The organism is Escherichia sp. MOD1-EC7011 (assembly GCF_002965005.1).
Classification (GTDB): domain Bacteria; phylum Pseudomonadota; class Gammaproteobacteria; order Enterobacterales; family Enterobacteriaceae; genus Escherichia; species Escherichia ruysiae.
Map to the genome: position 1 here is coordinate 1 of NZ_PTRD01000039.1, position 25,627 is coordinate 25,627.

General features: G+C 49.2%; 27 protein-coding genes and 1 other annotated feature. Of the genes, 12 read left to right on the plus strand and 15 right to left on the minus strand.

Going from position 1 to position 25,627, the window contains the following annotated elements; genetic code table 11:
* From A7098_RS18595 to wzzB, 4 genes are all read left to right on the plus strand, one after another.
* Nucleotides 1-1,222 (plus strand): sulfatase-like hydrolase/transferase (locus A7098_RS18595; RefSeq protein ID WP_105281255.1); only part of this gene is annotated, 1,222 nt, incomplete at its 5' end.
* 134 nt (nt 1,223-1,356) lie between these two features.
* The gene (gene gndA / locus A7098_RS18600) at nt 1,357-2,763 is read left to right on the plus strand and encodes an NADP-dependent phosphogluconate dehydrogenase (protein WP_085460843.1); all 1,407 of its coding nucleotides are present in this window, start codon (nt 1,357-1,359) and stop codon (nt 2,761-2,763) included.
* A 245-nt stretch (nt 2,764-3,008) separates the two neighbouring features.
* Nucleotides 3,009-4,175 carry a UDP-glucose 6-dehydrogenase gene (gene ugd, locus A7098_RS18605; protein WP_000704838.1) on the plus strand — a complete coding sequence of 389 codons (1,167 nt, stop codon included), beginning with the start codon at nt 3,009-3,011 and terminating at the stop codon, nt 4,173-4,175.
* A 145-nt stretch (nt 4,176-4,320) separates the two neighbouring features.
* Nucleotides 4,321-5,298 carry an LPS O-antigen chain length determinant protein WzzB gene (gene wzzB, locus A7098_RS18610; RefSeq protein WP_001261963.1) on the plus strand — a complete coding sequence of 326 codons (978 nt, stop codon included), beginning with the start codon at nt 4,321-4,323 and terminating at the stop codon, nt 5,296-5,298.
* Between the two features lie 97 nt (nt 5,299-5,395).
* Here the strand turns inward: wzzB and hisIE are convergent, their stop codons facing one another.
* The 9 genes from hisIE to hisL form a co-directional block, all read right to left on the minus strand.
* On the minus strand, nt 5,396-6,007 hold the full coding sequence (gene hisIE, locus A7098_RS18615) for a bifunctional phosphoribosyl-AMP cyclohydrolase/phosphoribosyl-ATP diphosphatase HisIE (protein WP_000954890.1): 612 nt from the start codon (nt 6,005-6,007) through the stop codon (nt 5,396-5,398).
* On the minus strand, nt 6,001-6,777 hold the full coding sequence (gene hisF, locus A7098_RS18620) for an imidazole glycerol phosphate synthase subunit HisF (protein ID WP_105281256.1): 777 nt from the start codon (nt 6,775-6,777) through the stop codon (nt 6,001-6,003). The genes hisIE and hisF overlap by 7 nt, the downstream gene beginning before the upstream one ends.
* Nucleotides 6,759-7,496 (minus strand): 1-(5-phosphoribosyl)-5-[(5-phosphoribosylamino)methylideneamino]imidazole-4-carboxamide isomerase, encoded by a 738-nt coding sequence (gene hisA / locus A7098_RS18625; RefSeq protein ID WP_105281257.1) that lies wholly within the window; start codon nt 7,494-7,496, stop codon nt 6,759-6,761. Before hisA ends, hisF begins: the two co-directional genes overlap by 19 nt.
* On the minus strand, nt 7,496-8,086 hold the full coding sequence (gene hisH / locus A7098_RS18630) for an imidazole glycerol phosphate synthase subunit HisH (RefSeq protein ID WP_001103560.1): 591 nt from the start codon (nt 8,084-8,086) through the stop codon (nt 7,496-7,498). The genes hisA and hisH overlap by 1 nt, the downstream gene beginning before the upstream one ends.
* Complete coding sequence (gene hisB, locus A7098_RS18635) at nt 8,086-9,153, minus strand: bifunctional histidinol-phosphatase/imidazoleglycerol-phosphate dehydratase HisB (protein WP_000080099.1); 1,068 nt, start codon at nt 9,151-9,153, stop codon at nt 8,086-8,088. Before hisB ends, hisH begins: the two co-directional genes overlap by 1 nt.
* On the minus strand, nt 9,153-10,223 hold the full coding sequence (gene hisC / locus A7098_RS18640; protein ID WP_105281258.1) for a histidinol-phosphate transaminase: 1,071 nt from the start codon (nt 10,221-10,223) through the stop codon (nt 9,153-9,155). Before hisC ends, hisB begins: the two co-directional genes overlap by 1 nt.
* Nucleotides 10,220-11,524: a histidinol dehydrogenase gene (gene hisD / locus A7098_RS18645; protein ID WP_000009582.1), complete on the minus strand. Its 1,305-nt coding sequence runs from the start codon at nt 11,522-11,524 to the stop codon at nt 10,220-10,222. The genes hisC and hisD overlap by 4 nt, the downstream gene beginning before the upstream one ends.
* Nucleotides 11,525-11,529: 5 nt before the next feature.
* Nucleotides 11,530-12,429 carry an ATP phosphoribosyltransferase gene (hisG, locus tag A7098_RS18650; RefSeq protein WP_000131781.1) on the minus strand — a complete coding sequence of 300 codons (900 nt, stop codon included), beginning with the start codon at nt 12,427-12,429 and terminating at the stop codon, nt 11,530-11,532.
* A 46-nt stretch (nt 12,430-12,475) separates the two neighbouring features.
* Nucleotides 12,476-12,599: a sequence feature (His leader region), on the minus strand.
* Nucleotides 12,575-12,625: a his operon leader peptide gene (hisL, locus tag A7098_RS18660; RefSeq protein WP_001364200.1), complete on the minus strand. Its 51-nt coding sequence runs from the start codon at nt 12,623-12,625 to the stop codon at nt 12,575-12,577. Its footprint overlaps the feature before it by 25 nt.
* A gap of 426 nt (nt 12,626-13,051) precedes the next feature.
* Between hisL and A7098_RS18665 the strand changes: the two genes are divergently transcribed.
* The 4 genes from A7098_RS18665 (at nt 13,052) to plaP (ending at nt 16,476) form a co-directional block, all read left to right on the plus strand.
* Nucleotides 13,052-13,876 carry an SDR family oxidoreductase gene (locus A7098_RS18665; protein ID WP_000754742.1) on the plus strand — a complete coding sequence of 275 codons (825 nt, stop codon included), beginning with the start codon at nt 13,052-13,054 and terminating at the stop codon, nt 13,874-13,876.
* Nucleotides 13,877-13,921: 45 nt separating this feature from the next.
* Complete coding sequence (locus A7098_RS18670) at nt 13,922-14,851, plus strand: LysR substrate-binding domain-containing protein (protein WP_000803376.1); 930 nt, start codon at nt 13,922-13,924, stop codon at nt 14,849-14,851.
* 214 nt (nt 14,852-15,065) lie between these two features.
* Nucleotides 15,066-15,128 carry a membrane protein YoeI gene (gene yoeI, locus A7098_RS18675; RefSeq protein ID WP_105279388.1) on the plus strand — a complete coding sequence of 21 codons (63 nt, stop codon included), beginning with the start codon at nt 15,066-15,068 and terminating at the stop codon, nt 15,126-15,128.
* Nucleotides 15,118-16,476 carry a putrescine/proton symporter PlaP gene (gene plaP, locus A7098_RS18680; protein WP_000019197.1) on the plus strand — a complete coding sequence of 453 codons (1,359 nt, stop codon included), beginning with the start codon at nt 15,118-15,120 and terminating at the stop codon, nt 16,474-16,476. Before yoeI ends, plaP begins: the two co-directional genes overlap by 11 nt.
* Nucleotides 16,477-16,549: 73 nt before the next feature.
* Here plaP and sbcB read toward each other — a convergent pair whose 3' ends face one another.
* Complete coding sequence (gene sbcB / locus A7098_RS18685) at nt 16,550-17,977, minus strand: exodeoxyribonuclease I (RefSeq protein ID WP_000980575.1); 1,428 nt, start codon at nt 17,975-17,977, stop codon at nt 16,550-16,552.
* Nucleotides 17,978-18,186: 209 nt separating this feature from the next.
* Between sbcB and dacD the strand changes: the two genes are divergently transcribed.
* The 4 genes from dacD to A7098_RS18705 all read left to right on the plus strand — a co-directional run bounded on the left by dacD (nt 18,187) and on the right by A7098_RS18705 (nt 21,713).
* The gene (gene dacD / locus A7098_RS18690; protein ID WP_105281259.1) at nt 18,187-19,353 is read left to right on the plus strand and encodes a serine-type D-Ala-D-Ala carboxypeptidase DacD; all 1,167 of its coding nucleotides are present in this window, start codon (nt 18,187-18,189) and stop codon (nt 19,351-19,353) included.
* 119 nt (nt 19,354-19,472) lie between these two features.
* On the plus strand, nt 19,473-19,946 hold the full coding sequence (gene sbmC, locus A7098_RS18695; RefSeq protein ID WP_001105402.1) for a DNA gyrase inhibitor SbmC: 474 nt from the start codon (nt 19,473-19,475) through the stop codon (nt 19,944-19,946).
* A 207-nt stretch (nt 19,947-20,153) separates the two neighbouring features.
* Nucleotides 20,154-21,212, plus strand: a complete 1,059-nt coding sequence (locus tag A7098_RS18700) for an FUSC family protein (RefSeq protein ID WP_001200875.1) — start codon at nt 20,154-20,156, stop codon at nt 21,210-21,212.
* Nucleotides 21,213-21,383: 171 nt separating this feature from the next.
* On the plus strand, nt 21,384-21,713 hold the full coding sequence (locus A7098_RS18705; protein WP_000450409.1) for a DUF496 family protein: 330 nt from the start codon (nt 21,384-21,386) through the stop codon (nt 21,711-21,713).
* Nucleotides 21,714-21,814: 101 nt separating this feature from the next.
* On the opposite strand, the gene pduV is transcribed toward A7098_RS18705, so the two are convergent.
* Genes pduV through A7098_RS18730 form a run of 5 tightly spaced genes read right to left on the minus strand, consistent with a single transcriptional unit; the run spans nt 21,815 to nt 25,622 of the window.
* The gene (pduV, locus tag A7098_RS18710) at nt 21,815-22,258 is read right to left on the minus strand and encodes a EutP/PduV family microcompartment system protein (RefSeq protein ID WP_001189427.1); all 444 of its coding nucleotides are present in this window, start codon (nt 22,256-22,258) and stop codon (nt 21,815-21,817) included.
* Between the two features lie 4 nt (nt 22,259-22,262).
* Nucleotides 22,263-22,613, minus strand: coding sequence for a propanediol utilization microcompartment protein PduU (pduU, locus tag A7098_RS18715; protein ID WP_032225599.1), 351 nt, complete (start codon nt 22,611-22,613; stop codon nt 22,263-22,265).
* Entirely contained in the window at nt 22,613-23,167 is a 555-nt protein-coding gene (pduT, locus tag A7098_RS18720; RefSeq protein ID WP_000030732.1) for a propanediol utilization microcompartment protein PduT, read from the minus strand. The genes pduU and pduT overlap by 1 nt, the downstream gene beginning before the upstream one ends.
* 2 nt (nt 23,168-23,169) lie before the next feature.
* Nucleotides 23,170-24,513: a 4Fe-4S dicluster domain-containing protein gene (locus tag A7098_RS18725; protein ID WP_105281261.1), complete on the minus strand. Its 1,344-nt coding sequence runs from the start codon at nt 24,511-24,513 to the stop codon at nt 23,170-23,172.
* A complete protein-coding gene (locus A7098_RS18730) occupies nt 24,510-25,622 on the minus strand; it encodes a 1-propanol dehydrogenase PduQ (protein WP_001091430.1) in 1,113 nt (370 codons plus the stop codon). The genes A7098_RS18725 and A7098_RS18730 overlap by 4 nt, the downstream gene beginning before the upstream one ends.
* Between the last annotated feature and the right edge of the window lie 5 nt (nt 25,623-25,627).

Here is a 25,627-nt window from a genome sequence, read left to right on the forward strand (position 1 = left end):
GCTTGTATGTTCTTTTATAAATACGGGGCCAGTATATGCTTTTTATGAAACGGCAAAATTGTTCTATTTACAGCAAACCTTTAAGCCTAGTAATAAGATCGGAGATGCAGGAAAATCTTTTTTAAAAACAAGTGTTTTTATTAACCCTATAGGAAATAACTACAGTTTCAAAGGCCGTAATGTTATTGTAATATTTACTGAGGGCTTTTCATCTGAAATTATGGGCAGCTCTAAACCTGGAGCATTTTCAGTTACGCCTAATTTAAATAAGTTATCTACTGAAGCACTAAGCTTTAAAAACTATTATAATCATACAGCTGCAACCTTTCGAGGGTTAAGAGGTCAGTTAACTTCTGGTTATCAATTTCGGGATGGCTTTACTGATACTGGTACAGGTATTGGACAATTATCTAACTCAGAAATTGATAATATTTATCTTCACCGTCAAACCTCTTTACCGGATATATTGAAAGAGTATGGTTATAAAAGTTATTTTATAGCATCCACCGAAAAAAACAACCCACTCAACACAATGTTGAAAACACTTAATTTTGATAAAGTTCTTGGTATGGGTGATTTTATTGGTTATCAACGAGATAGAATGACGGATAAGCAAACATTTAATGCACTGCAATATTTTTTACGCTCTCAGGAAAATAAAAAAGAACACTTTTTTATTGGTGTCTATCCATCTGGTACTCATCATGGTCAAGATAGTCCAAATGAAAAATATTTTGATGGTAACAACCCGCTCTACAATAAATTCTATAACTATGATTTTCAGTTAGGGAAATTTGTTGACTTCTTTCGGCGTAGTTCATTTTATAATAATACATTATTAATAATAACGTCAGATCATTCAACATTTCCTTCGACAGAATATAAAAAAGCATTTAATAGCGATTCTCGTTACTTTGTAGGCGAAATACCATTTCTGGTTATTGGAGGAGATATCACTCCTGAAATTTTGGATGCAGACGGTAAAAATTCATTAAGTTTTGCGCCAACAATATTGCACATGTTAGGGATTCAGTATTCAATGAACTATTTTTTGGGATGTTCTCTTTTTGATAAGGAATGCACATCGCCATTTTCACATCTTTCTGCTATTGGTAGTGACTATTTCATTACAAGCAAAGAAAATCATGTTGAACTAATACCAAATAATAGTGATAGTGAATTAATAAAACTTGCTGAACGTTTTTATAATATCAGTGGATAAGTAGATGATTGGGTAAGAAGTAATCGATCTCCTAATTATGAAAAATATGACTGTAAAATAAGATATAAATTAAGCTATTCTTTATCTTAAATAAGCCGCAACCCCGCGGTGACCACCCCTGACAGGAGTAAACAATGTCAAAGCAACAGATTGGCGTCGTCGGTATGGCAGTGATGGGGCGCAACCTTGCGCTCAACATCGAAAGCCGTGGTTATACCGTCTCTATTTTCAACCGTTCCCGTGAGAAGACGGAAGAAGTGATTGCTGAAAATCCAGGCAAAAAACTGGTTCCTTACTATACGGTGAAAGAGTTTGTTGAATCTCTTGAAACGCCTCGTCGCATCCTGTTAATGGTGAAAGCAGGTGCAGGCACGGATGCTGCTATTGATTCCCTGAAACCATACCTCGATAAAGGCGACATCATCATTGATGGTGGTAATACTTTCTTCCAGGACACCATTCGTCGCAACCGTGAGCTTTCCGCAGAAGGTTTTAATTTCATCGGTACTGGTGTTTCCGGCGGAGAAGAGGGCGCGCTGAAAGGGCCTTCCATCATGCCTGGTGGTCAGAAAGAAGCCTATGAACTGGTTGCGCCAATCCTCACCAAAATTGCTGCCGTAGCTGAAGATGGCGAACCGTGTGTTACCTATATTGGTGCCGATGGTGCAGGTCACTACGTAAAAATGGTTCACAACGGTATTGAATACGGCGATATGCAGCTGATTGCGGAAGCCTATTCTCTGCTGAAAGGTGGCCTGAACCTTTCCAACGAAGAACTGGCTCAGACTTTCACCGAGTGGAATAACGGTGAGCTGAGCAGCTACCTGATCGACATCACTAAAGATATCTTCACTAAAAAAGATGAAGACGGTAACTACCTGGTCGATGTGATTCTGGATGAGGCAGCTAACAAAGGTACTGGTAAGTGGACCAGCCAGAGCGCACTGGATCTCGGTGAGCCTCTGTCACTGATCACTGAATCAGTGTTTGCACGTTACATCTCTTCTCTCAAAGAGCAGCGTGTTGCGGCGTCTAAAGTACTGTCCGGTCCGCAAGCACAACCTGCAGGCGACAAAGCTGAATTCATTGAGAAAGTTCGTCGTGCGCTTTATCTGGGTAAGATTGTTTCTTACGCTCAGGGCTTCTCACAGCTACGTGCCGCGTCTGAAGAGTACAACTGGGATCTGAACTATGGTGAAATCGCGAAGATCTTCCGTGCTGGCTGTATCATCCGCGCTCAGTTCCTGCAGAAAATCACTGATGCTTACGCTGAAAATCCGAAGATCGCTAACTTGCTGTTAGCGCCGTACTTCAAGAAAATCGCCGACGATTACCAGCAAGCTCTGCGTGATGTAGTAGCCTATGCGGTACAGAACGGTATCCCGGTTCCGACCTTCGCCGCTGCGGTTGCCTATTACGACAGCTACCGTGCTGCGGTACTGCCTGCGAATCTGATCCAGGCACAGCGTGACTATTTCGGTGCGCATACTTATAAACGCATTGATAAAGAAGGTGTATTCCACACCGAATGGTTGGATTAATCTGATTTAATCAGTAATAAACTAAGGCCCGGCATTTATCGCTGGGCTTTTTTTTGCCATAAATCTTATAGACTAAATTTCATTGCTTAATATTAACTTAATAAATATTAGCTATTCTTATAAAGAAAATCTGAATTGTTTTTCGTTGCGTTGACCAGTCATCATCGTAGCGTTAAAACTTTTAACTCTTATCAGGATGCTAAAAACATCATGATTCATAGTTAAGTTAATTCTGAGAGCATGAAATGAAAATCACCATTTCCGGTACTGGTTATGTAGGCCTTTCAAATGGGCTTTTAATCGCACAAAATCATGAGGTTGTAGCATTAGATATTTTACCAGCACGCGTCGCAATGCTGAATGATAGGATATCTCCTATTGTTGACAAGGAGATTCAGCAGTATTTGCAATCAGATAAAATATGCTTTAATGCCACTTTAGATAAAAATGAAGCCTACCGGAATACAGATTATGTGATTATCGCAACTCCGACTGACTATGATCCTAAAACTAATTATTTCAATACATCCAGCGTAGAATCAGTAATTAAAGATGTAACAGAGATAAATCCCCAGGCGGTAATGGTTATCAAATCCACGGTTCCGGTAGGTTTTACCGCCGCTATGCATAAGAAATACCACACCGAAAATATTATTTTCTCCCCCGAATTCCTTCGCGAAGGTAAAGCCCTTTACGATAATCTTCATCCTTCTCGTATCGTGATCGGCGAACGTTCTGAACGTGCAGAGCGTTTTGCCGCGTTATTACAAGAAGGGGCAATCAAACAAAATATTCCGACCCTGTTTACTGATTCAACAGAAGCTGAAGCAATTAAACTTTTTGCTAATACCTATCTCGCGATGCGTGTGGCGTACTTTAACGAACTGGATAGTTATGCAGAAAGTTTAGGATTGAACACCCGTCAAATTATTGAAGGCGTTTGTCTTGATCCGCGCATCGGCAACCACTACAACAATCCATCATTTGGTTACGGTGGCTACTGTCTACCGAAAGATACTAAGCAGCTGTTGGCAAACTATCAGTCTGTTCCCAATAATATTATCTCCGCCATCGTTGAGGCTAATCGTACCCGGAAAGACTTCATCGCTGATGCTATCTTGTCGCGCAAACCTAAAGTAGTTGGAATATATCGTCTGATTATGAAGAGTGGTTCGGATAACTTCCGCGCTTCGTCCATTCAGGGGATTATGAAGCGGATCAAAGCTAAGGGTGTTGAAGTTATCATTTATGAACCAGTGATGAAGGAAGAATCGTTCTTCAACTCGCGACTGGAACGTGACCTCACAACGTTTAAGCAACAGGCTGATGTCATCATTTCTAATCGTATGTCTGAAGAGCTTAAGGATGTAGCAAATAAGGTCTATACCCGTGATCTTTTCGGTAGTGACTAACCTATTGTTATCATGATGGTTTTCTGTACGCACGTCATTTAATGTTTGTGGATTAATTCAGTATTTTTATTGTTACTCCTATAGCATTCATACAGATTATCGCTAAACTATGGCGACCTGAAATTTTCCGTCTGTTAGGGTAATGATGAGAGTTGAAAATAATAATATTCCTGGGCATAACCATGACCCGGAACAGATTGATTTAATTGATTTACTGATGCAGTTGTGGCGTGGGAAGGTGACAATCTTCATCACTGTTATTGTGGCAATCGCTCTGGCTATCGGATATCTGGCGGTCGCGAAAGAGAAATGGACGTCGACAGCCATTGTTACTCAGCCAGATGTGGGGCAAATTGCTGGCTATAACAATGCCATGAATGTTATCTATGGTCCGGCTGCACCGAAAGTGTCGGATTTACAGGAGGCGTTAATTGGTCGCTTCAGTTCTGCCTTCTCTGCATTAGCCGAAACGCTGGATAATCAGGAAGAACCAGAAAAACTAACCATTGAACCTTCTGTTAAAAACCAGCCGTTGCCGTTAGCTGTTTCTTATGTCGGGCAAACTGCGGCGGACGCACAGAAGAAGCTGGCTGAATATATTCAACAGGTTGATGACCAGGTGAATGAAGAGCTGGAAAAGGACCTGAAAGATAATATTGCCTTGGGTATGAAAACCCTGAAAGACTCATTGAAAACTCAGGAAGTGGTGGCGCAGGAGCAAAAAGATCTGCGTATCCGCCAGATTCAGGAAGCGTTGCAATATGCGAATCAGGCACAGTTGGCAAAGCCACAGATTCAACAGACCGAAGACGTAACGCAGGATACGTTGTTCCTTCTGGGGAGTGATGCACTGGAGTCGATGATCAAGCATGAAGCGACCCGTCCGCTGGTTTTCTCTCCTGGCTACTACCAGACTCGTCAAAACCTTTTGGATATCGAAAGCCTGAAGGTTGATGATCTTAATATAAATGCCTACCGTTACGTTATGAAACCCACACTGCCAGTACGTCGCGATAGCCCGAAAAAGGCCATCACACTGATTCTGGCTGTGCTGCTGGGCGGTATGGTTGGCGCGGGGATTGTGCTGGGGCGTAACGCGCTGCGTAATTACAACGCGAAATAATCTTTTTAGCTTTAAAGAAAACGGGCAGGGTGATGACACCATGCCCGTTTTTTTGTTGCCGATGTGACAACAACATCACATCCAGTCAGCCTGCAACTCACTGATGTCGTTTGCGCAGGTTCTCAATCACCGTCGTTAAATCCAGATCCTGATCCTGCAACAGCACCAGCAGGTGATACATCAAATCAGATGCTTCGTTGGTCAGTTCAAAGCGGTCATGTACCGTCGCGGCCAGCGCAGTTTCCACGCCTTCTTCGCCCACTTTCTGTGCGATACGCTTGGTGCCACTGGCATACAGTTTGGCAGTGTAGGAGGTTTCCGGATCGGCAGATTTGCGCTCGGCGAGCAGTTGTTCCAGTTGATACAGGAACAGCCACTGGTGAGCGGTGTCGCCGAAGCAGCTGTTGGTGCCTTTGTGGCAGGTTGGGCCGATGGGATTCGCCAGCACCAGTAGTGTGTCGTTGTCGCAGTCCGGCGCAATGCTCACTACGTTGAGGAAATTGCCTGACGTTTCGCCTTTGGTCCACAGTCGCTGTTTAGTGCGTGAGAAGAAGGTAACTTTGCCGCTTTCTATGGTTTTATCCAGGGCTTCCGGGTTCATGTAGCCCAGCATTAACACTTCGCCGGATACCGCGTGTTGCACAATCACCGGCATCAGTCCGTCGGTTTTTTCCCAGTCCAGTTCGCGACGTTGTTGTTCTGTTAACATATCCTGATCTCCACGCCCTGTGTTGCCAGGTACGCTTTTAATTCACCAATATTGATTATTTGTTTGTGGAATACGGAAGCAGCCAGCGCGCCGTCAACGTCGGCATCGCGGAAGGCTTCGAGGAAGTGTTCCATAGTGCCCGCGCCACCGGAGGCAATCAGCGGGACGTGGCAAACTTCACGCACTTTTTTCAGCTGCTCGAGATCGTAACCGTTACGCACGCCATCCTGATTCATCATATTAAGAACGATTTCTCCGGCACCGCGTTTTTGCACTTCCTGTACCCAGTCGAGCGTTTCCCACTGGGTAACGTGGGTGCGGCTTTCATCGCCGGTATATTGATTCACATGATATTTACCGGTTTCGGCGTCGTACCAGGTGTCAATGCCGACCACAATACACTGCACGCCAAAACGATCTGCCAGACGAGTAATTAATGTCGGGTCCGCCAGCGCAGGGGAGTTGATGGAGATTTTATCAGCGCCAAAGGAAAGAATTTTCGCAGCGTCATCCAGAGACTTAATCCCGCCAGCAACGCAGAAGGGAATATCGATCACTTCCGCCACGCGAGATACCCAGCTTTTATCTACCACACGTCCATCGCTGGAGGCGGTAATATCGTAGAACACCAGTTCGTCAGCGCCTTCTTCGGCGTAGCGTTTTGCCAGCGGTACAATATCGCCAATGATTTCATGGTTGCGAAACTGTACGCCTTTCACCACCTGACCATCACGAACGTCGAGACACGGAATTATGCGTTTTGCCAACATGCGATGGCCTCCTTCACGGTAAATTTACCTTCCAGTAATGCCCGACCAACTATTACGCCGCGCACGCCAGTACCACGCAGGGCAGCGACATCATCAATGCCGCCAATGCCGCCGGAGGACTGAAATGCCACCTGCGGATATCTGGCGCACACTTCTTCATATAAAGAGACGTTAGAACCTGTCAGCGTGCCGTCGCGCGAGATATCGGTACACAGTACATGTTTCAGGCCGACGGGCAGATAGGTTTCCACCAGTTGTTCCAGTGAAACGCCCGAGTTTTCTTGCCAGCCGCTCACTGCCACCTGTTTGTTGCCTTGCTCGTCAATGCGTACATCCAGCGCCAGCACCAGCGTATCGGCACCGAAGCGTTCAAACCATCCTTTCACCACGTCAGGTGATTTTACCGCAGTGGAGCCGACGACCACGCGGGCAACGCCTGCGTCCAGTAATGCTGCCACGTCTTCTTCGCTACGCACGCCGCCGCCAACCTGCACCGGAACGTTAACGCCCGCGACCAGCGTTTTAATCAGGGGGATTTGGCGTTTAGCCGGATCTTTTGCCCCGGTCAGATCCACCAGATGCAGCACTTCGGCACCCTGCGCGGCGTAATCCTGTAAGCGTGGCAGCGGGTCGTTACCGTAATCACGCTGCTTGCCGTAATCGCCCTGATGGAGACGCACCACGGTGCCGTCGATTAAATCTAATGCCGGAATAATCATTACATCTCCAGGAAGTTTTTCAGCAACTTAGCGCCAGCGGCACCAGAACGCTCCGGGTGGAACTGCACGCCGTAGAAGTTATCTTTTTGCACCGCAGCGGTGAACGGTTCGCCGTAATTACACTGGGCGATGGTCCACGGATTGACCGGCATTGCGTAGCTGTGAACAAAGTAAAAGTACGCGCCGTCTTCAATTCCCTGAAAAAGACGGTTGCCTGCCTGCGGGTAAACGCGATTCCAGCCCATATGCGGCAGCGGCAGACCAAAGTCGGTCATTTTCGGCACATCCTCGTCGATGATGCCCAGCAAATCGACGCCGTTGCTCTCTTCGCTGCGTCGTCCCAGCAGTTGCATCCCTAAGCAGATGCCCAGCACCGGTTGAGTACAGGCTTTGATGAGATCAAACAGTTCGCGCTCACGCACCTGATCCATCGCCGCTTGTGCTGTGCCGACGCCGGGTAAAAACAGTTTATCGGCCAGCAACACTACGTCCGGATCACGGCTGACTTTCGGTTCATAGCCGTGACGCGCAATAGCAGACTTCACCGAGTTCAGGTTGGCGCAGCCGGTATCAAGGATCACCACGTTCATTACAACACTCCTTTCGACGAGGGTAAGGTGTCGCCTTCCACGCGGATGGCCTGGCGCAGGGTGCGACCAAAGGCTTTGAACAAGCTCTCTACACGGTGATGATCGTTTTTACCTTTGGTTTTCAGGTGCAGGGTCACGCCCATGGTGTAAGAGAGCGAACGGAAGAAGTGCTCGATCATTTCAGTGCTGAGATCGCCCACGCGCTGGTAGGTAAATTCGGCTTTATATTCCAGGTGCGGGCGACCAGAGATATCCAGCGCGCAGCGGGCAAGGCATTCGTCCATCGGCAGCACAAAACCGAAGCGGCAAATACCGCGTTTGTCGCCGAGGGCGATTTTTAACGCTTCGCCCAGCGCCAGGCCGGTATCTTCGACGGTGTGGTGATCGTCAATATAGAGGTCGCCTTTGACGTTGATTTCCATACGGAAGCCGCCGTGGGTGGCGATCTGATCCAGCATGTGATCAAAGAAGCCAACGCCGGTGTTAATTTTGCTGCCGCCTTCGCGATCCAGCCACACCTGAACGTCAATCTGCGTCTCTTTGGTGTTGCGTACCACGTGAGCGTAACGATCACGTTTGGTGAGTTGCTCGCCAATCATCGGCCAGTTCAGGGTTTCGCGGTTGTAGCGTAAACCATTAATGCCCATGTTTTCTGCGAGTTGAATATCGGTCGCGCGATCGCCAATCACATAACTGTTGGCACGATCCATTGCTTGTTCAGCCAGGTAACGCTCCACCAGTTTTACTTTCGGTTTACGGCAGTCGCACTCATCTGCGGGCAGGTGTGGACAAATCAGCACTTCATCAAACTGAACGCCTTGTGAGGTGAAGATCTGCATCATCAGGTTGTGCGGGCCATCGAAATCCGCCTGCGGGAAACTTTGCGTCCCCAGACCATCCTGGTTGGTGATCATCACCAGTTTATAGCCCGCTTTTTGCAGCTTCAGCAGTTCCGGGATCACGCCTGGTTCAAAGGCGAGTTTGTCAAAACGGTCCACCTGAAAATCACTCGGCGGCTCGCTAATCAGGGTTCCATCGCGATCGATAAAAAGATACTTCTGACTCATCAAACTTGCTCCGCACGTAAGGCGTCAATGACGCGCTGGCTTTCTTCACGGGTTCCGACGGTAATTCGCAGGCAGCCGCTTAAAGAGGGTTGTTTATTCTGATCACGTAAGATAATGCCCTGATCCCACAAAGATTTAAACACCGCGCTGGAGGCTTTAAAGCGCGCCAGAATGTAGTTGGTTTCGGAGTCGAAAACCTGCTCCACGCAGGGAATTTCTTTTAGCGCGGCAATCAGGTATTCGCGTTCTGCAATAATTTGCGCCACCCGTTCGCGCATGGCGACGATTCCCTTCTGGCTTAACGCCTGTGCGGCAATGTCGGCAACCGGCGTCGAGAGCGGGTAGGGGGCGATCACTTTCATTAACAGGTTGATGACTTCTTCGTTTGCCAGCGTAAACCCGCACCGAAGACCCGCCAGAGCGAAGGCTTTCGAAAGGGTGCGCAAAATAGCCAGGTGCGGATATTCCGCCAACCAGCCAGCCAACGATGCCTGTGGGCAAAATTCAATATAAGCTTCATCGGCGACCACAATGGCTTTACCGCGCGTTAACTCCAGCAACGTGCGAAAATCCTGCGGGTTGATCAGTTGCCCGGTTGGGTTGTTGGGGCTGCAAACGTAGACCACTTTCACGCCGTCCAGCTTGTCGGAAATCCCCTGCAAGTCCAGTTGCCAGTTTTCCAGCGTAGGTACGGTACGGCACTCGACGCCAATGGTTTCGGCGCTGACGCTGTACATGCCGTAAGTTGGCGGGCAATAGAGAATGGCGTCTTTCCCTGGTTCACAAAAAGCGCGAATCAGCAGTTCAATACCTTCGTCCGCGCCACGGCTGACCAGCACCTGCTCCGGTTTCACGCCTGCATACTGCGCATAATTTTCAATGACCGCTTTCGGCTGACATTCCGGGTAGCGGTTGAGCGTTTGCTGTGTTAGCTGAAACTCGACGGCTGTGGGATATTCGTTGGCGTTCAGCCAGACATCGCCGTTACCACCCAGACGACGCGCCGACTGATACGGCGTCAGGTTGCGAACGTTTTCACGCGCTAAATCGGTAATAGTCACGGTGCTCATGCTTGCTCCTTAAGGGCGTTAACACGCAAAGTAACGGCATTTTTGTGGGCGGTCAGGCGCTCGGCGGCGGCCAGCGTTTCAATGGTCGAAGCTAGCGCGGAAAACCCTTCTTTTGACAGTTCTTGCACGGTCATGCGCTTCTGGAAATCCGCCAGGCCGAGGCTGGAACAGGTGGCGGTATAACCGTAAGTCGGCAGCACGTGATTGGTGCCGGAGGCGTAGTCGCCCGCCGATTCCGGTGACCAGTCACCAAGAAATACCGAACCGGCACTGGTGATGCTATCGACCAGTTCACGGGCGTTGCGGGTCTGAATGATCAGGTGCTCCGGGCCGTACTGGTTGGAGATCTCTATGCACTGCGCTAAATCGTTGGTCACGATCAGGCGACTGGCGCTCAGTGCCTGACGTGCGGTTTCGGCACGCGGCAGTTCTGCCAACTGGCGTTCGACGGCTTCGGCAACGCGACGCGCCATATCAGCATCGGGAGTCAGCAAAATCACCTGTGAATCCGGGCCGTGTTCTGCCTGGGAGAGTAAATCAGAAGCGACAAAATCCGGTGTTGCGCCGCTGTCGGCAATGACCAGCACTTCCGACGGGCCTGCGGGCATATCGATCGCCGCACCGTCCAGACGCTGGCTAACCTGACGTTTTGCTTCGGTGACAAAGGCGTTACCCGGCCCGAAGATTTTGTCCACTTTTGGCACGGATTCAGTACCAAACGCCAGTGCGGCAATGGCCTGCGCGCCACCGACGTTAAACACTTCTTGTACGCCGCACAGCTGCGCTGCGTAGAGGATCTCATCGGCAATCGGCGGCGGTGAGCACAGCACGACTTTATTGCAACCCGCAATACGCGCCGGAGTCGCCAGCATTAATACGGTTGAGAAAAGCGGGGCGGAGCCGCCAGGAATATACAAACCAACTGAAGCTACCGGGCGCGTGACCTGCTGGCAACGCACGCCTGGCTGAGTTTCGACATCTACCGTCGGTAGTTTCTGGGCATTATGGAAGTTTTCAATATTCTTAACTGCCACCGCCATCGCCTGTTTCAGGTCGTCGCTCAGGCGTTCGCAGGCTGCGGCAATTTCCTCAGTAGTTACTTTCAGCGCGGTAACCGTGGTTTTATCAAACTTCGCGCTGTATTCCCGTAAGGCGTCATCGCCGCGAGTTTTCACGTTATCTAAAATTTCACGGACGGTACGGGTGATGCTTTCAGAGGCGGAGATCGCCGGGCGCATTAGCAGTTGGCGTTTTTGCTCCGCAGTACAGCTATTCCAGTCAATGATTGTGTTAAAGCTCATGGCTATTACTCCATCATCTTCTCAATTGGCAGAACCAGAATCGAGCTGGCGCCCAGTTCCTTCAGTTTTTCCATGGTTTCCCAGAACAGGGTTTCGCTACTGACCATGTGCATTGCTACGCGCTGTTGGTCACCCGCCAGCGGCAGAATTGTTGGGCGTTCTGCGCCAGGTAGCAGGGCGATGACATCATCCAGACGTTCGGTCGGTGCGTGCATCATGATGTATTTCGATTCGCGCGCCTGGATCACGCCCTGAATACGGGTTAGCAGTTTGTCGATCAGTTGCTGTTTGGATTCTTCCATTTCGCCATCGCGCTGGATCAGGCAGGCTTTCGAGCGGTAGATAACTTCGACTTCGCGCAGGCCGTTGGCTTCCAGCGTGGCACCGGTGGAAACCAGATCGCAAATCGCATCCGCCAGTCCGGCGCGCGGGGCGACTTCGACAGAACCGTTCAGTAAGCAGGATTTAAAAGAGATACCTTTCTGGTCGAGATAACGTTTGAGCAGGTGAGGATAAGAGGTGGCAATACGTTTACCGTTTAAGGAGAGCGGGCCGTCCCAGGCTTCATCAACCGGCGTTGCCAGCGAAAGGCGGCAGCCGCCGAAATCCAGACGACGCAGGGTAAAGTAGCGCGGATCTTCACCCTGGGCGCGGCGGTTAAGCAGTTCTTCTTCCAGCACGTTTTCGCCGATAATCCCAAGGTCAACCACGCCGTCCATTACCAGACCGGGAATGTCGTCGTCACGCACGCGCAGAATATCAATCGGCATGTTTTCAGCCATTGCGATCAGGCGCTGGGTGTGAAGATTAATTTTAATGCCACAGCGCGCCAGTAATTCGCGCGAGTCATCACTTAAACGGCCGGATTTCTGCATAGCTATGCGTAAACGAGTGTTGTCTGTCATTTCCTTCTTCCTCTTTAAACCTGTCTGAATCGGTATCAACCACGCAATAAAAAAGCCCCCGGAAGGCGATCTTCCGGGGGCTTTCTCATGCGTTCATGCACCACTGGAAGATCTGAATGTCTTCCAGCACACATCGCCTGAAAGACTAGTCAGGATGATGGTGATGATGGTGGTGTTTAAATTGAACGCGTGTCATAAAATTCTCTGTGAATGTTTATTCAACTGATGCCTTTTAACCTAAACCACTTTCACGTTAGAAAGCAAGGGCTTTTTTATATATTTTATGGCGATGGATTTGTTTAATGAATGAGCGGGGAAAGGAGGGGGCCAGGAGTGGCTACGTTAAAAAAGTAATCGTGAAAATATGTCTTTAAAACCCTCAAGAACATTGTGTTCTGTAACTAAAGTGGGCTTTGTTCCTGCCGGATGCGGCGTGAATGCCTTATCTGGTCTACAAATGTTGCCTAAATTCAATATATTGATGTTTTTGTAGGACTGATAAGCGGAGCGCATCAGGCAATTGTATATTTGCTAACAGTTTCGATTTCATTCATAGAATGAATTGTCAGTTTTGATACGCTAGCGTAGCCTTATAGATCTAAGGTGTATCAGGAGAAAACGGATGAAAAAGGTCGCAATTGTCGGGTTAGGGTGGTTAGGTATGCCGCTGGCGATGTCACTTTCAGCGCGAGGCTGGCAGGTCACCGGGAGTAAAACCACACAAGATGGCGTCGAAGCGGCTCGAATGAGCGGGATTGATAGCTATCTGCTTCGCATGGAGCCTGAGTTAGTTTGTGATTCTGACGATCTGGATGCCCTGATGGATGCCGATGCGCTGGTCATTACGCTTCCTGCACGTCGCAGTGGCCCCGGCGATGAGTTCTATTTACAAGCTGTGCAAGAGCTGGTGGATAGCGCGCTGGCTCATCGTATTCCTCGCATTATTTTTACCAGCTCAACGTCTGTCTATGGCGATGCACAAGGCACTGTGAAAGAAACTACCCCGCGTAATCCGGTGACCAACAGTGGACGAGTATTAGAAGAACTCGAAGACTGGCTGCACAATTTACCCGGTACTTCGGTCGATATTCTGCGTCTTGCGGGGCTGGTCGGACCAGGGCGCCATCCCGGACGCTTCTTTGCCGGAAAAACCGCGCCTGACGGTGAACACGGTGTTAATTTAGTCCACCAGGAAGATGTTATTGGCGCTATCACCCTGTTGTTACAGGCACCTAAAGGCGGACACATCTATAATATATGTGCGCCAGCTCACCCTGCGCGCAATGTTTTCTACCCACAGATGGCTCGTTTACTGGGGCTGGAACCCCCGCAGTTCAGAAACAGTCTGGACAGCGGTAAGGGTAAAATTATTGATGGCAGTCGGATTTGCAATGAACTGGGATTTGAATACCAGTATCCCGATCCGCTGGTAATGCCGCTGGAGTAAACGATCACGCCAGCAGGACGCCGCATACACTGCAAGGGGGCGTGTATGAAACCACTGCTGGATGTGTTGATGATCCTCGATGCCTTAGAAAAAGAAGGCAGTTTTGCGGCGGCGTCGGCCAAACTCTACAAGACGCCGTCCGCTCTGAGTTATACCGTTCATAAGCTGGAAAGCGACCTTAATATTCAATTACTCGATCGCAGCGGTCACCGCGCTAAATTCACCCGTACCGGAAAAATGTTATTAGAGAAAGGGCGGGAAGTTCTCCATACCGTGCGAGAACTGGAAAAGCAGGCTATCAAACTTCATGAAGGCTGGGAAAACGAGTTGGTGATTGGGGTAGATGATACGTTTCCTTTTTCCCTGCTTGCGCCACTCATTGAAGCCTTTTATCAACATCATAGCGTGACGCGCCTGAAGTTTGTCAATGGTGTACTCGGTGGTTCCTGGGATGCCCTGACTCAGGGGCGAGCGGATATTATTGTTGGCGCGATGCATGAGCCACCGTCTTCCAGTGAGTTTGGTTTCTCGCGGTTGGGCGATCTGGAACAAGTTTTTGCGGTAGCGCCTCATCATCCGCTAGCCCAGGAAGAAGAACCGTTAAACCGTCGTATCATTAAGCGGTATCGGGCGATTGTGGTGGGTGATACTGCGCAGGCAGGCGCTTCTACGGCCTCGCAACTTCTCGATGAACAAGAAGCCATAACCGTATTCGATTTTAAAACCAAACTGGAGCTACAAATAAGCGGTCTTGGTTGTGGCTATTTACCCCGCTATCTGGCGCAACGTTTTCTCGATAGTGGCGCGTTAATTGAGAAGAAAGTGGTCGCCCAAACTCTTTTTGAACCGGTCTGGATTGGCTGGAACGAACAGACCGCAGGGCTTGCCAGCGCATGGTGGCGGGATGAGATTTTAGCAAATAGTGCGATTGCTGGAGTTTATGCAAAATCTGATGACGGAAAATCAGCCATTTAAATAAAAAATTTTATGACAAGCCTCTCATTCTCTTGTCATTTACCCCCCATTTAGGCACAATGCGCCGCTGTCAAAAAATGACTAAAAACCGACGTTTTATCCGCGTCGGTTATTTTTTGCTTCAAACCAATCATTCATACCAAGAGGCCGGGCTTCGTACCGGATAGATATTTACTAAAAATCGACAGTTGTTGTCGCTGAGGAATCCAAAAAAATGGGGCAATTTTTTGCTTACGCGACGGTTTTCACCGTAAAGGAGAATGACCATGTCGCATAACGTTACTCCAAACACCTCTCGCGTGGAATTGCGTAAAACGCTTACGTTAGTTCCGGTTGTAATGATGGGTCTTGCCTATATGCAGCCGATGACGCTGTTTGATACTTTTGGTATCGTTTCAGGCCTCACGGATGGTCATGTGCCGACAGCCTATGCGTTCGCATTAATTGCGATCCTGTTTACGGCTCTGAGCTACGGGAAGCTGGTTCGCCGCTATCCTTCTGCTGGCTCTGCATACACTTACGCCCAGAAATCCATTAGCCCGACAGTCGGCTTTATGGTGGGTTGGTCTTCCCTGCTCGACTATCTGTTCGCGCCGATGATCAACATCCTGCTGGCGAAAATCTATTTTGAAGCTCTGGTGCCTTCCATCCCATCGTGGATGTTTGTGGTGGCGCTGGTGGCCTTTATGACCGCCTTTAACCTGCGTAGTCTGAAATCCGTAGCGAACTTCAACACGGTAATCGTAGTGTTGCAGGTTGTGCTGATCGCGGTAATTTTGGGCATGGTAGTTTACGGCGTATTTGAAGGTGAAGGCGCTGGTACGCTGGCGAGCACCCGTCCGTTCTGGTCTGGTGATGCGCATGTTATCCCGATGATTACCGGTGCGACGATCCTGTGCTTCTCCTTTACCGGTTTTGACGGCATCAGCAACCTGTCGGAAGAAACCAAAGATGCAGAGCGAGTGATCCCGCGTGCGATTTTCCTGACCGCGCTGATCGGCGGCATGATCTTCATCTTTGCAACTTACTTCCTGCAGCTGTACTTCCCGGATATCTCTCGCTTTAAAGATCCGGATGCGTCACAGCCTGAAATCATGCTGTACGTTGCGGGTAAAGCGTTCCAGGTTGGCGCGCTGATCTTCTCCACCATTACCGTACTGGCGTCCGGTATGGCGGCGCACGCAGGCGTAGCGCGTCTGATGTACGTCATGGGTCGTGACGGCGTGTTCCCGAAAAGCTTCTTCGGTTATGTACACCCGAAATGGCGTACCCCGGCAATGAACATTATCCTGGTTGGCGCGATTGCTCTGCTGGCAATCAACTTTGACCTGGTGATGGCAACGGCGCTGATTAACTTTGGTGCGCTGGTAGCATTTACCTTCGTTAACCTGTCGGTCATTTCGCAGTTCTGGATCCGTGAGAAGCGTAACAAAACGCTGAAAGATCACTTCCAGTATCTGTTCCTGCCGATGTGTGGTGCTCTGACTGTAGGTGCGCTGTGGGTTAACCTGGAAGAAAGCTCAATGGTTCTGGGTCTGATCTGGGCGGCAATCGGTCTGATTTATCTGGCTTGCGTGACGAAGAGCTTCCGCAATCCGGTTCCGCAATACGAAGACGTTGCATAATATTACAAGCCGGATGATGTAACCATCCGGTAAGTCACTAAAAACCGGAGTTTATCGCTCCGGTTTTTTCTTTTCAGACGATCTCTTCTGCGTACTGCCAAAGCGCCTTTAACAGCGCCACTTTCTCTTTATCATCGGCATATTGTTGTGCCAGCATTTGCAATTCATCAGCATAATCTTGCAAAAACTCTGGCGTGAAGACCTGACGACGGTGCTCCAGCCAGCGTTGCTGTTCGGCGTAGTCCAGCGTTCCTGGGAAGTTACGCGCACGATAATTGAACAACAGCTTCTCAATGCGTTTATCGACAAAGGTGATATCCAGTGCCGGTAAATTACGCGGCTCGGTTTCCAGTACAATTTTCATTGCCGCGCGATCGGCGTCGCTGAAAAAGCCGTTATAAAGTTGGGCATCCACGTTATCTGAAGGCGTAAATGGTTCGGCTTCAGCGAATATCGCCACCACTTTTTCACGCACTTGCGGATTTTCACGCAGAATTTTCAGGTTATCGAGACAATGCTGGCGATTAATGCCCAGCCGATCGGCATCTTCCGGGCGAAGCGTATTCGCCTGTGCTAATACCGGACATTTATTAATATGCACCAGCTTAACCGGAACGGCGGCGTTATCGCCCAGATCGGCTTTCGCGGTATACAGGCGCTCGCGCAGCGTGTCGCTATCCAGTTCCAGTAATGGCGAAATATCTCCCGCTAAATCCACCATAATCACGGCATTGCGATTTTCAGGATGCCATGCCAGCGGCGCAACCCAACTGGTATTGCCGCGCCATGCACCAAACATACCGGAAACGTGAACCAGGGGTTTCATCTGTGGCACATCAATCAACGCCATCAATTTGTGCTTGTTGCGATGGCTGTAGAGATAATCAAACAGGCGTGGCTGACGCGTTTTCACCAGTTTCGCCATCGCAATAGTGGCGTACACATCGGCCATCGCATCGTGGGCATTGCTATGTTCAATACCATTCGCTTTGGTTAAATGTTCAAGGCGAAAACTCGGTAGACCGTCATCATTTTCAGGCCAATTGATCCCCTCCGGACGCAGCGCATAACAGGCGCGCATGACGTCCAGCAGATCCCAGCGAGAGTTATCATGCTGCCAACTCCAGGCATAGGGATCGTAGAAATTACGATAAAAAATGTTGCGTGTGACTTCGTCATCGAAACGTACATTGTTGTAGCCCAGAATACAGGTCTTCGGCACGGTAAAAAGCGAATGAATGCGAGCGGCAAACGCAGCTTCGTTTTCTCCTTTCGCCCGCGCTTCCTGCGGGGTAATACCCGTGATTAAAACTGCTCCTGGTTGGGGTAAATAATCATCTGCAGGCTTGCAATAAAAAACCTCTGGTTCGCCGATGATATTGAATTCGCTATCGGTGCGAATGGCAGCGAACTGCGCAGGGCGATCTAACGCAGGGTGCGTGCCAAAGGTTTCATAATCGTGAAACAAAAAGGTAGATTGTTGCTTACCGTCATTCATCATTAGGTTAAATCCGTTATTTCTGCTGTATGTCAGAGTATCAAATATCACCGTGCTAATCAGCTTTAGAGCGACAATTTGACAGGGAGTAGCAACTGATAATGTCAGATTAAAAATGAGATAAATGTCACATTTTCTTGCACTTTATTCCAGCCAGTTCATCAGGATTTCCGTAAAAAGAACTGCTATTTGAAACTCCTGAGGATTTGCTGTTGAAACGCCGTCTTATTATTGCTGCTTCTTTGTTCGTTTTTAATTTATCGTCTGGTTTTGCGGCGGAAAATATTCCCTTTTCACCCCAGCCTCCAGAGATTCATGCAGGGTCATGGGTCTTGATGGATTACACAACCGGTCAGATCCTCACGGCGGGTAATGAGCATCAACAACGCAATCCTGCCAGCCTGACTAAGCTGATGACTGGCTATGTTGTTGATCGTGCAATCGATAGCCATCGTATTACGCCAGACGATATTGTTACCGTGGGGCGCGATGCATGGGCGAAAGATAATCCGGTATTCGTCGGTTCTTCACTGATGTTTTTGAAAGAGGGCGATCGCGTATCGGTACGTGATTTAAGCCGTGGTTTAATTGTGGACTCCGGCAATGACGCTTGTGTTGCACTGGCTGATTATATTGCCGGTGGGCAACGGCAGTTTGTCGACATGATGAACAATTATGCTGAGAAGTTACATCTTCAGGATACGCATTTTGAAACAGTGCATGGTCTGGATGCACCCGGTCAGCACAGTTCGGCCTATGATTTAGCCGTCCTTTCTCGCGCTATCATCCACGGCGAGCCTGAGTTTTATCATATGTACAGCGAAAAAAGCCTCACCTGGAACGGTATCACCCAGCAAAACCGTAACGGATTATTGTGGGATAAGACCATGAATGTTGACGGCCTGAAAACCGGGCATACTTCTGGTGCCGGGTTTAATCTCATTGCGTCGGCGGTGGATGGTCAGCGTCGTCTCATTGCGGTGGTGATGGGGGCTGACAGCGCAAAAGGTCGCGAAGAAGAAGCCAGGAAACTGTTGCGTTGGGGGCAACAGAACTTTACTACGGTGCAAATTTTACACCGGGGGAAAAAGGTTGGCACAGAACGAATCTGGTATGGCGATAAAGAAAACATCGCTCTGGGAACGGAACAAGAGTTCTGGATGGTGCTGCCAAAAGCGGAGATTCCTAATATCAAAGCAAAATACACCCTTGATGGTAAAGAACTGACCGCGCCAATTAGCGCCCATAAGCGGGTTGGGGAAATTGAACTTTATGACCGCGATAAACCGGTGGCGCACTGGCCGCTGGTCACCCTGGAATCTGTCGGAAAAGGCGGTATGTTTTCCCGGCTGAGTGATTATTTCGAGCATAAAGCCTGACCTTTCTTACGCCGCAGACTGGCAGGAGTGCGAGTCTGCTCGCATAATCAACACTCATTCCTTGTGGTTTTTATATTACAAATCATGCTGTATATAAAACCAGTATAAGTGGGGGCGTCATGAACTACGAGATTAAACAGGAAGATAAACGTACCGTTGCAGGTTTCCATCTCGTTGGCCCGTGGGAACAAACGGTAAAGCAAGGTTTTGAGCAGTTGATGATGTGGGTTGATAACAAAAATATTGTTCCGAAGGAGTGGGTGGCGGTCTATTACGATAATCCAGATGAAACACCTGCCGAAAAGTTACGTTGTGACACCGTAGTTTCGGTGGCAGATAGTTTCACACTTCCCGAAAACAGTGAGGGCGTTATCCTGACAGAAATTTCGGGTGGTCAGTATGCGGTGGCGGTAGCCCGCGTAGAGGGGGATGATTTTGCGAAACCCTGGTATCAGTTCTTTAACAGCCTCTTGCAGGACAGTGCTTACGAAATGTTACCAAAACCCTGTTTTGAGGTTTATCTGAACAATGGCGCGCAAGATGGTTATTGGGATATCGAAATGTATGTCGCGGTGCAGCCAAAACGGCGCTGATAAATGACGTCGGGTCAGAGGTTAACCTGATTGCCACGCTGTTTTTCGTTATGTAAAAGAGTAAGATCCGTCTTCAGTTTTCTGACAACCAAACCGGGAACGTCCGCTATTCCCGGTTTGCCGGACAGATTTGTTACATAGCGTTATTGCACCTGGTTTGTCAGATTGCATTATGATCGTTTTTTCCCTCGTTCACGGAGTGCCCGCGTGCGTGCCGATAAGTCCTTAAGCCCGTTCGAAATTCGAGTCTACCGTCATTACCGCATTGTTCATGGTACTCGGGTTGCGCTGGCGTTCTTGCTCACCTTTCTCATCATTCGCTTGTTTACTATCCCGGAAAGCACCTGGCCGTTGGTCACTATGGTGGTGATCATGGGGCCAATTTCGTTCTGGGGTAACGTTGTCCCTCGTGCGTTTGAACGTATTGGCGGTACGGTGTTTGGCTCGATTTTAGGTCTTATTGCTCTGCGACTGGAGTTAATCTCTTTACCGCTGATGTTAGTCTGGTGCGCGGCTGCCATGTTTCTTTGTGGCTGGCTGGCACTCGGCAAGAAACCGTATCAAGGTTTATTGATTGGTGTGACGCTGGCAATTGTTGTTGGTTCCCCAACAGGTGAAATTGATACGGCATTATGGCGAAGTGGCGATGTGATCCTCGGCTCTTTACTGGCAATGTTGTTTACCGGTATCTGGCCGCAACGTGCGTTCATCCACTGGCGCATTCAACTGGCGAAAAGTCTGACCGAGTATAATCGGGTCTATCAATCTGCATTCTCACCGAACTTACTTGAACGCCCACGACTGGAAAGCCATCTGCAAAAACTCCTGACCGATGCCGTGAAAATGCGAGGGCTGATTGCACCAGCCAGCAAAGAAACCCGCATTCCAAAATCGATATATGAAGGTATCCAGACTATTAATCGTAATCTGGTTTGTATGCTGGAGCTGCAAATCAATGCCTACTGGGCCACGCGTCCCAGTCATTTTGTGTTATTGAACGCGCAAAAACTGCGTGATACACAGCACATGATGCAGCAAATAGTGCTGAGCCTTGTTCATGCGCTGTATGAAGGTAATCCGCAGCCGGTTTTTGCCAATACGGAAAAATTGAACGATGCTGTGGAAGAGTTGCGTCAGTTGCTCGATAGCCACCATGACCTGAAGGTCGTAGAAACGCCGATTTATGGCTATGTGTGGCTGAACATGGAAACGGCACATCAGCTTGAGTTGCTATCGAATCTGATTTGCCGGGCCTTGCGCAAATAATTCCTGAACTTCAGAATCATCTTGCAGCTGCTTCGATTCAGCAAGGATAAAGGGTATGATAATGAAAAGGGATAAAAGCATTGTCATCTGCGGCAGCTATGAGTAATGTTGGCCCTAACGAATAGCGGTTGCTTAAACGAATCCGACTCTCACATTATCAGGGGTATAAAAATGGAAACTACCAAGCCTTCATTCCAGGACGTACTGGAATTTGTTCGTCTGTTCCGCCGTAAGAACAAACTGCAACGTGAAATCCAGGACGTTGAGAAAAAGATCCGTGACAACCAGAAGCGTGTCCTGCTGCTGGACAACCTGAGCGATTACATTAAGCCTGGGATGAGCGTAGAAGCAATCCAGGGCATCATTGCCAGCATGAAAGGTGACTATGAAGATCGCGTTGATGATTACATCATCAAAAACGCCGAGCTCTCCAAAGAACGCCGCGATATCTCCAAAAAGCTGAAAGCTATGGGCGAAATGAAAAACGGCGAAGCGAAGTAATTTCTGCTTTATTCGATGAGGGTTGCCCGGCAACCCTCATTATTCATTGACTCTTTTCTGTGTATCACAAGTCATCATTCCCATCTGATAACCTATCAAAATTAGCGACAGCCTTCTTCTGTATGCAGCAAGGCAAAAAGCTCTGCAACTCCGATGTTATTAACCGCACTGGTCACTAACACGTTGCGCGCTCCAGCTTCCCGTAACCAGCATTTCACCAAAGATATTTGTTCCATGCTGGCTAAATCTGCTTTGGTTACTACTCCAATGACCGGGCGATTCATTGACGAGGTAAAGCCTGGCGAAAAAGGTGACCACGGTGCGTCCGCATTAAGCACAAGCGCGATAATGTCCGCTTCGCAGGCACTGACCAGCAGTGCGCTGTAAAGACTACGGTTTTCGAGGTATTCGCCTGGTGTGTCAATGGTGGCTGGTGACCAGACAATGGCCTGCGTTTTCTGATACTGAAGATCTTCTCCGCGCAGACATTGCGTGAGTGATGTTTTTCCGCACTGACTGGGGCCAATGAGCATCATACGTTGCATAACGTCAGGTCCGTGTAATGGGGCAGGCGGTAAAGTGCATCATTTCACCCAGCGTGCGGGTAACCTGATTAAGTGCATATTCGATAGCTGAAACATCGCCAGTCAGTACTACGGCACCAGTAAAACGATCAAGAAAACCAATTTCTACAGCTCCCGACTTTGTGGCGATATCGCACGCGATAATAGACGCTTCGCTGGGGGTAATCGTCAGAATGCCAATGGCGGAAACGGTATCTGGTAAACCTAATTTCTTAAACAGCTCCTTCCCTGGGTTAGCAATGACATGCGCCAGCGTAACCTGTTTACCGGGGACATATTCCTGAATCATCCGTTCAGTAGCGTGCTGAGTTGTCATTATCCCTCCACCATCTGACGCCACAAGGCTTCATGCGGACGGGCAATTACCGAGCGATAGACCAGCAATCCTTTTTCCCCCGCGCGCTCGCTGGCGACAGAGACCGCATTATTAACATCTGAAATATCGCCAGCAACCACCATGTAGCATTTACCGCCAATACCGAAGGCCATATGCACTCGAACGAGAGTGACATTCGCAGCTTTAACTGCGCAATCGGCAGCATCAATGCAGGCTGCCACACTCCAGGTTTCGACCACACCGATAGCCTGACGCTGTTCAACATGGTTCAGTCCGCTGATTGCGGGCAGAATGCTGGGATGAATATTAGGGAGGATCAGGCTGTCGACCAGCATTTCACCTGCAAGGGATGCGCCGCTGCTGATGGCCTGTTGCACCGCACCGACATCGCCACCGAGCATCAGCAGAAATTTCCCGGGACATAGCGTTTTGCTGACCAGTAACTCAACATTGGCGCTTTTCAGCATGGCATCGCCGGTTTCCATCCCTTTTGCGATACTGCTAAGTTCTAAAATACCTACCGCTTTCGACATGGTTAACCTCTTACAACCGTAATAGCGTTTTCTGTCACATCGCTGACCGTGCCATTAATACTGGCATGAATGGGAGCACCTAATGTGCCGTGTGGAATTTGGCCTACACATTGTCCACGAACGACACGATCGCCTTTTTGTACACACGCAATTGCGCTGGCACCGATATGCTGGCGTAACAATAGAGTCACTTTTTCGGGCTGAGGCACCTGTTCAGACAATGGCGCATCCTGATACCACGGGGTTAATCCCAGTCTGGTTACCAGCCGTTTTACTGGGATCAGCCGATAATTTGCCATGACATCCTCAGGATTTAAGGCACCTTCGTAGCGGAGATTTTTGGCGCGTAATTCCTGCTTAAGCAGGCGGTTTATGCGCATCGGCGAAATACCTACCGGACAGGCGACGCTGGCGCAGACGTTGCACTCCGAACAGGTGAGAGCTGTCAGTAACAGTTGTGGCGTAGCGAGCTGTTGATAGTTAACCGCACGTACTAACAAATGTGGCGACAGTTCGTGACCAATTAAATGACGCGGGCAGAGATCGGTACATAAGCGGCATTGCTCACAAACGGTTTTCGCGACGACAAGTACGCTACGGTCATCCTGCATTCGACGTTGGATCAGTGAATGAGAATTGGGTAAAACCAGCAAGCCGCCAGTGGTTTTGCTGATTGGCGTGTCGAGCGATGTGATCAAACTACCCATCATCGGACCGCCATTGATAAAACCAGGATTATCCACTGTTGCGCCGCCCGCCAGCGCCAGTACTTCGCGTAAAGACATCCCGATGGGAACGGTCACTGTGATTGGTTTAGCCACTGCACCATTAACAGTAAGCGTGCGTCGCGTCACCGGATACTGTTGTTCAACGGCTCTGGCAATATTCAGTACGGTTTGCACATTATTGACCACCACACCGACACTAACGGGTAACGCAGCGGGAGGAACGCGGCGACCTGTTGCCATCCAGATGGTCAGCACTTCGTCTCCTGCGGGGTAAACGTCGGGTAAAATATGCAGGCGGATATCCTGCGGAAGCAATGGTGTGAGTGCGTTTATTGCTGGTTGATACTTCTCTTTCAGCGCGATAATTCCGCTCCTGGCTCCGGTGGCTTTCATCGCATAGTGAACACCACGAAGCAGGCGGCTGGCTTGTTGTGCCATTAACTGTTGATCCACTTTCAACATTGGTTCGCATTCCGCCGCATTCACCAGGAAAGTGTCAACCCGCGCCTGTAGCTTAATATGTGTTGGAAAGCCTGCGCCACCAGCGCCCACGACGCCTGCTGCCTGTACTCGCTCGCGGATCGTCTGTTCGTCAAAGGACATTAACTCGCCGTTCATACCAACTCCTCAAGCATTTCTGCTATAGCGATGGCATCAGCCGCTCGTGGATTGGTACGCAGTGTGGCATCCGCCAGCGCAGCCCGAACCATATCTGGAATACGTGATGACCATTCTGCTTTTTTATCTTTCAGTGCATTGGCGAGAGTCGGCATTGAACAGGCTTTTTTTAGCTGTTCAATATGTTGAATGAGTGCATTCAGGCTTGCGGTGTCATTGGCATCGTCAGGGCATAAATGGCACGTTTTCGCCAGCCGGGCATAGCGTTTGGCAGCACGCGGATCGCCAGCATTAAAACGAATAACCGTCGTAAGCAGGAGCGCATTCGCCAGGCCGTGTGGCAGATGAAACTGCCCGCCGAGTTGATGGGCAATTGCATGATTTAACCCAAGCCCAGCCTGACTAAAGGCCATTCCTGCAAGCGTAGAGGCATTATGCATTTTGCCGCGAGTAGCAAGACAATCGCCTTTATTCACTGCTGTGGGCAGGTAGTGAAAAACAATTTGCACGGCTTTTTCGGCCAGTGCATCCGTGAAGTCACTGGCATGGGGAGAAACATAAGATTCAAGGGCATGGGTTAAAACATCCATTCCGGTATTGGCAGTTATCGCGGCTGGCACACTGACGACCAGCGAGGGATCGAGAACCGCTATATCCGGATAAAGCGCATTATCGAAAAGAGGATATTTAATCCCTTTATCGGGATCGCTGATGACACAGGCGCTGGTCACTTCCGAACCGGTGCCGCTGGTGGTGGGAATAGCAACGCAGGTTTCAATCTCAATAGCACACTGGCGACTAAACCAGACAATCGCTTTTGCGGCGTCCAGTGCAGAGCCTCCGCCAAAACCGATAACCACATCCGGGCGTAAAGTCTGCATTTGTGCAATGCCTTTTACCACAGTCTGGATCGTTGGATCGGGCGTTATTTCGCTAAAAATACTGATGCGGTTGCTATCAGGCAACGACTGACACAACGTGTCAATCAATGGCGAACCAGCCAGGAAGGCGTCGCAAATAATCCAGATGTGCTTATTGGTGAAACGGCTAAGGACTTTGAGACTTCCCAAACCGCTGTATAAACGTGTCTGCAATGAAAAAGTATTCATTTCCG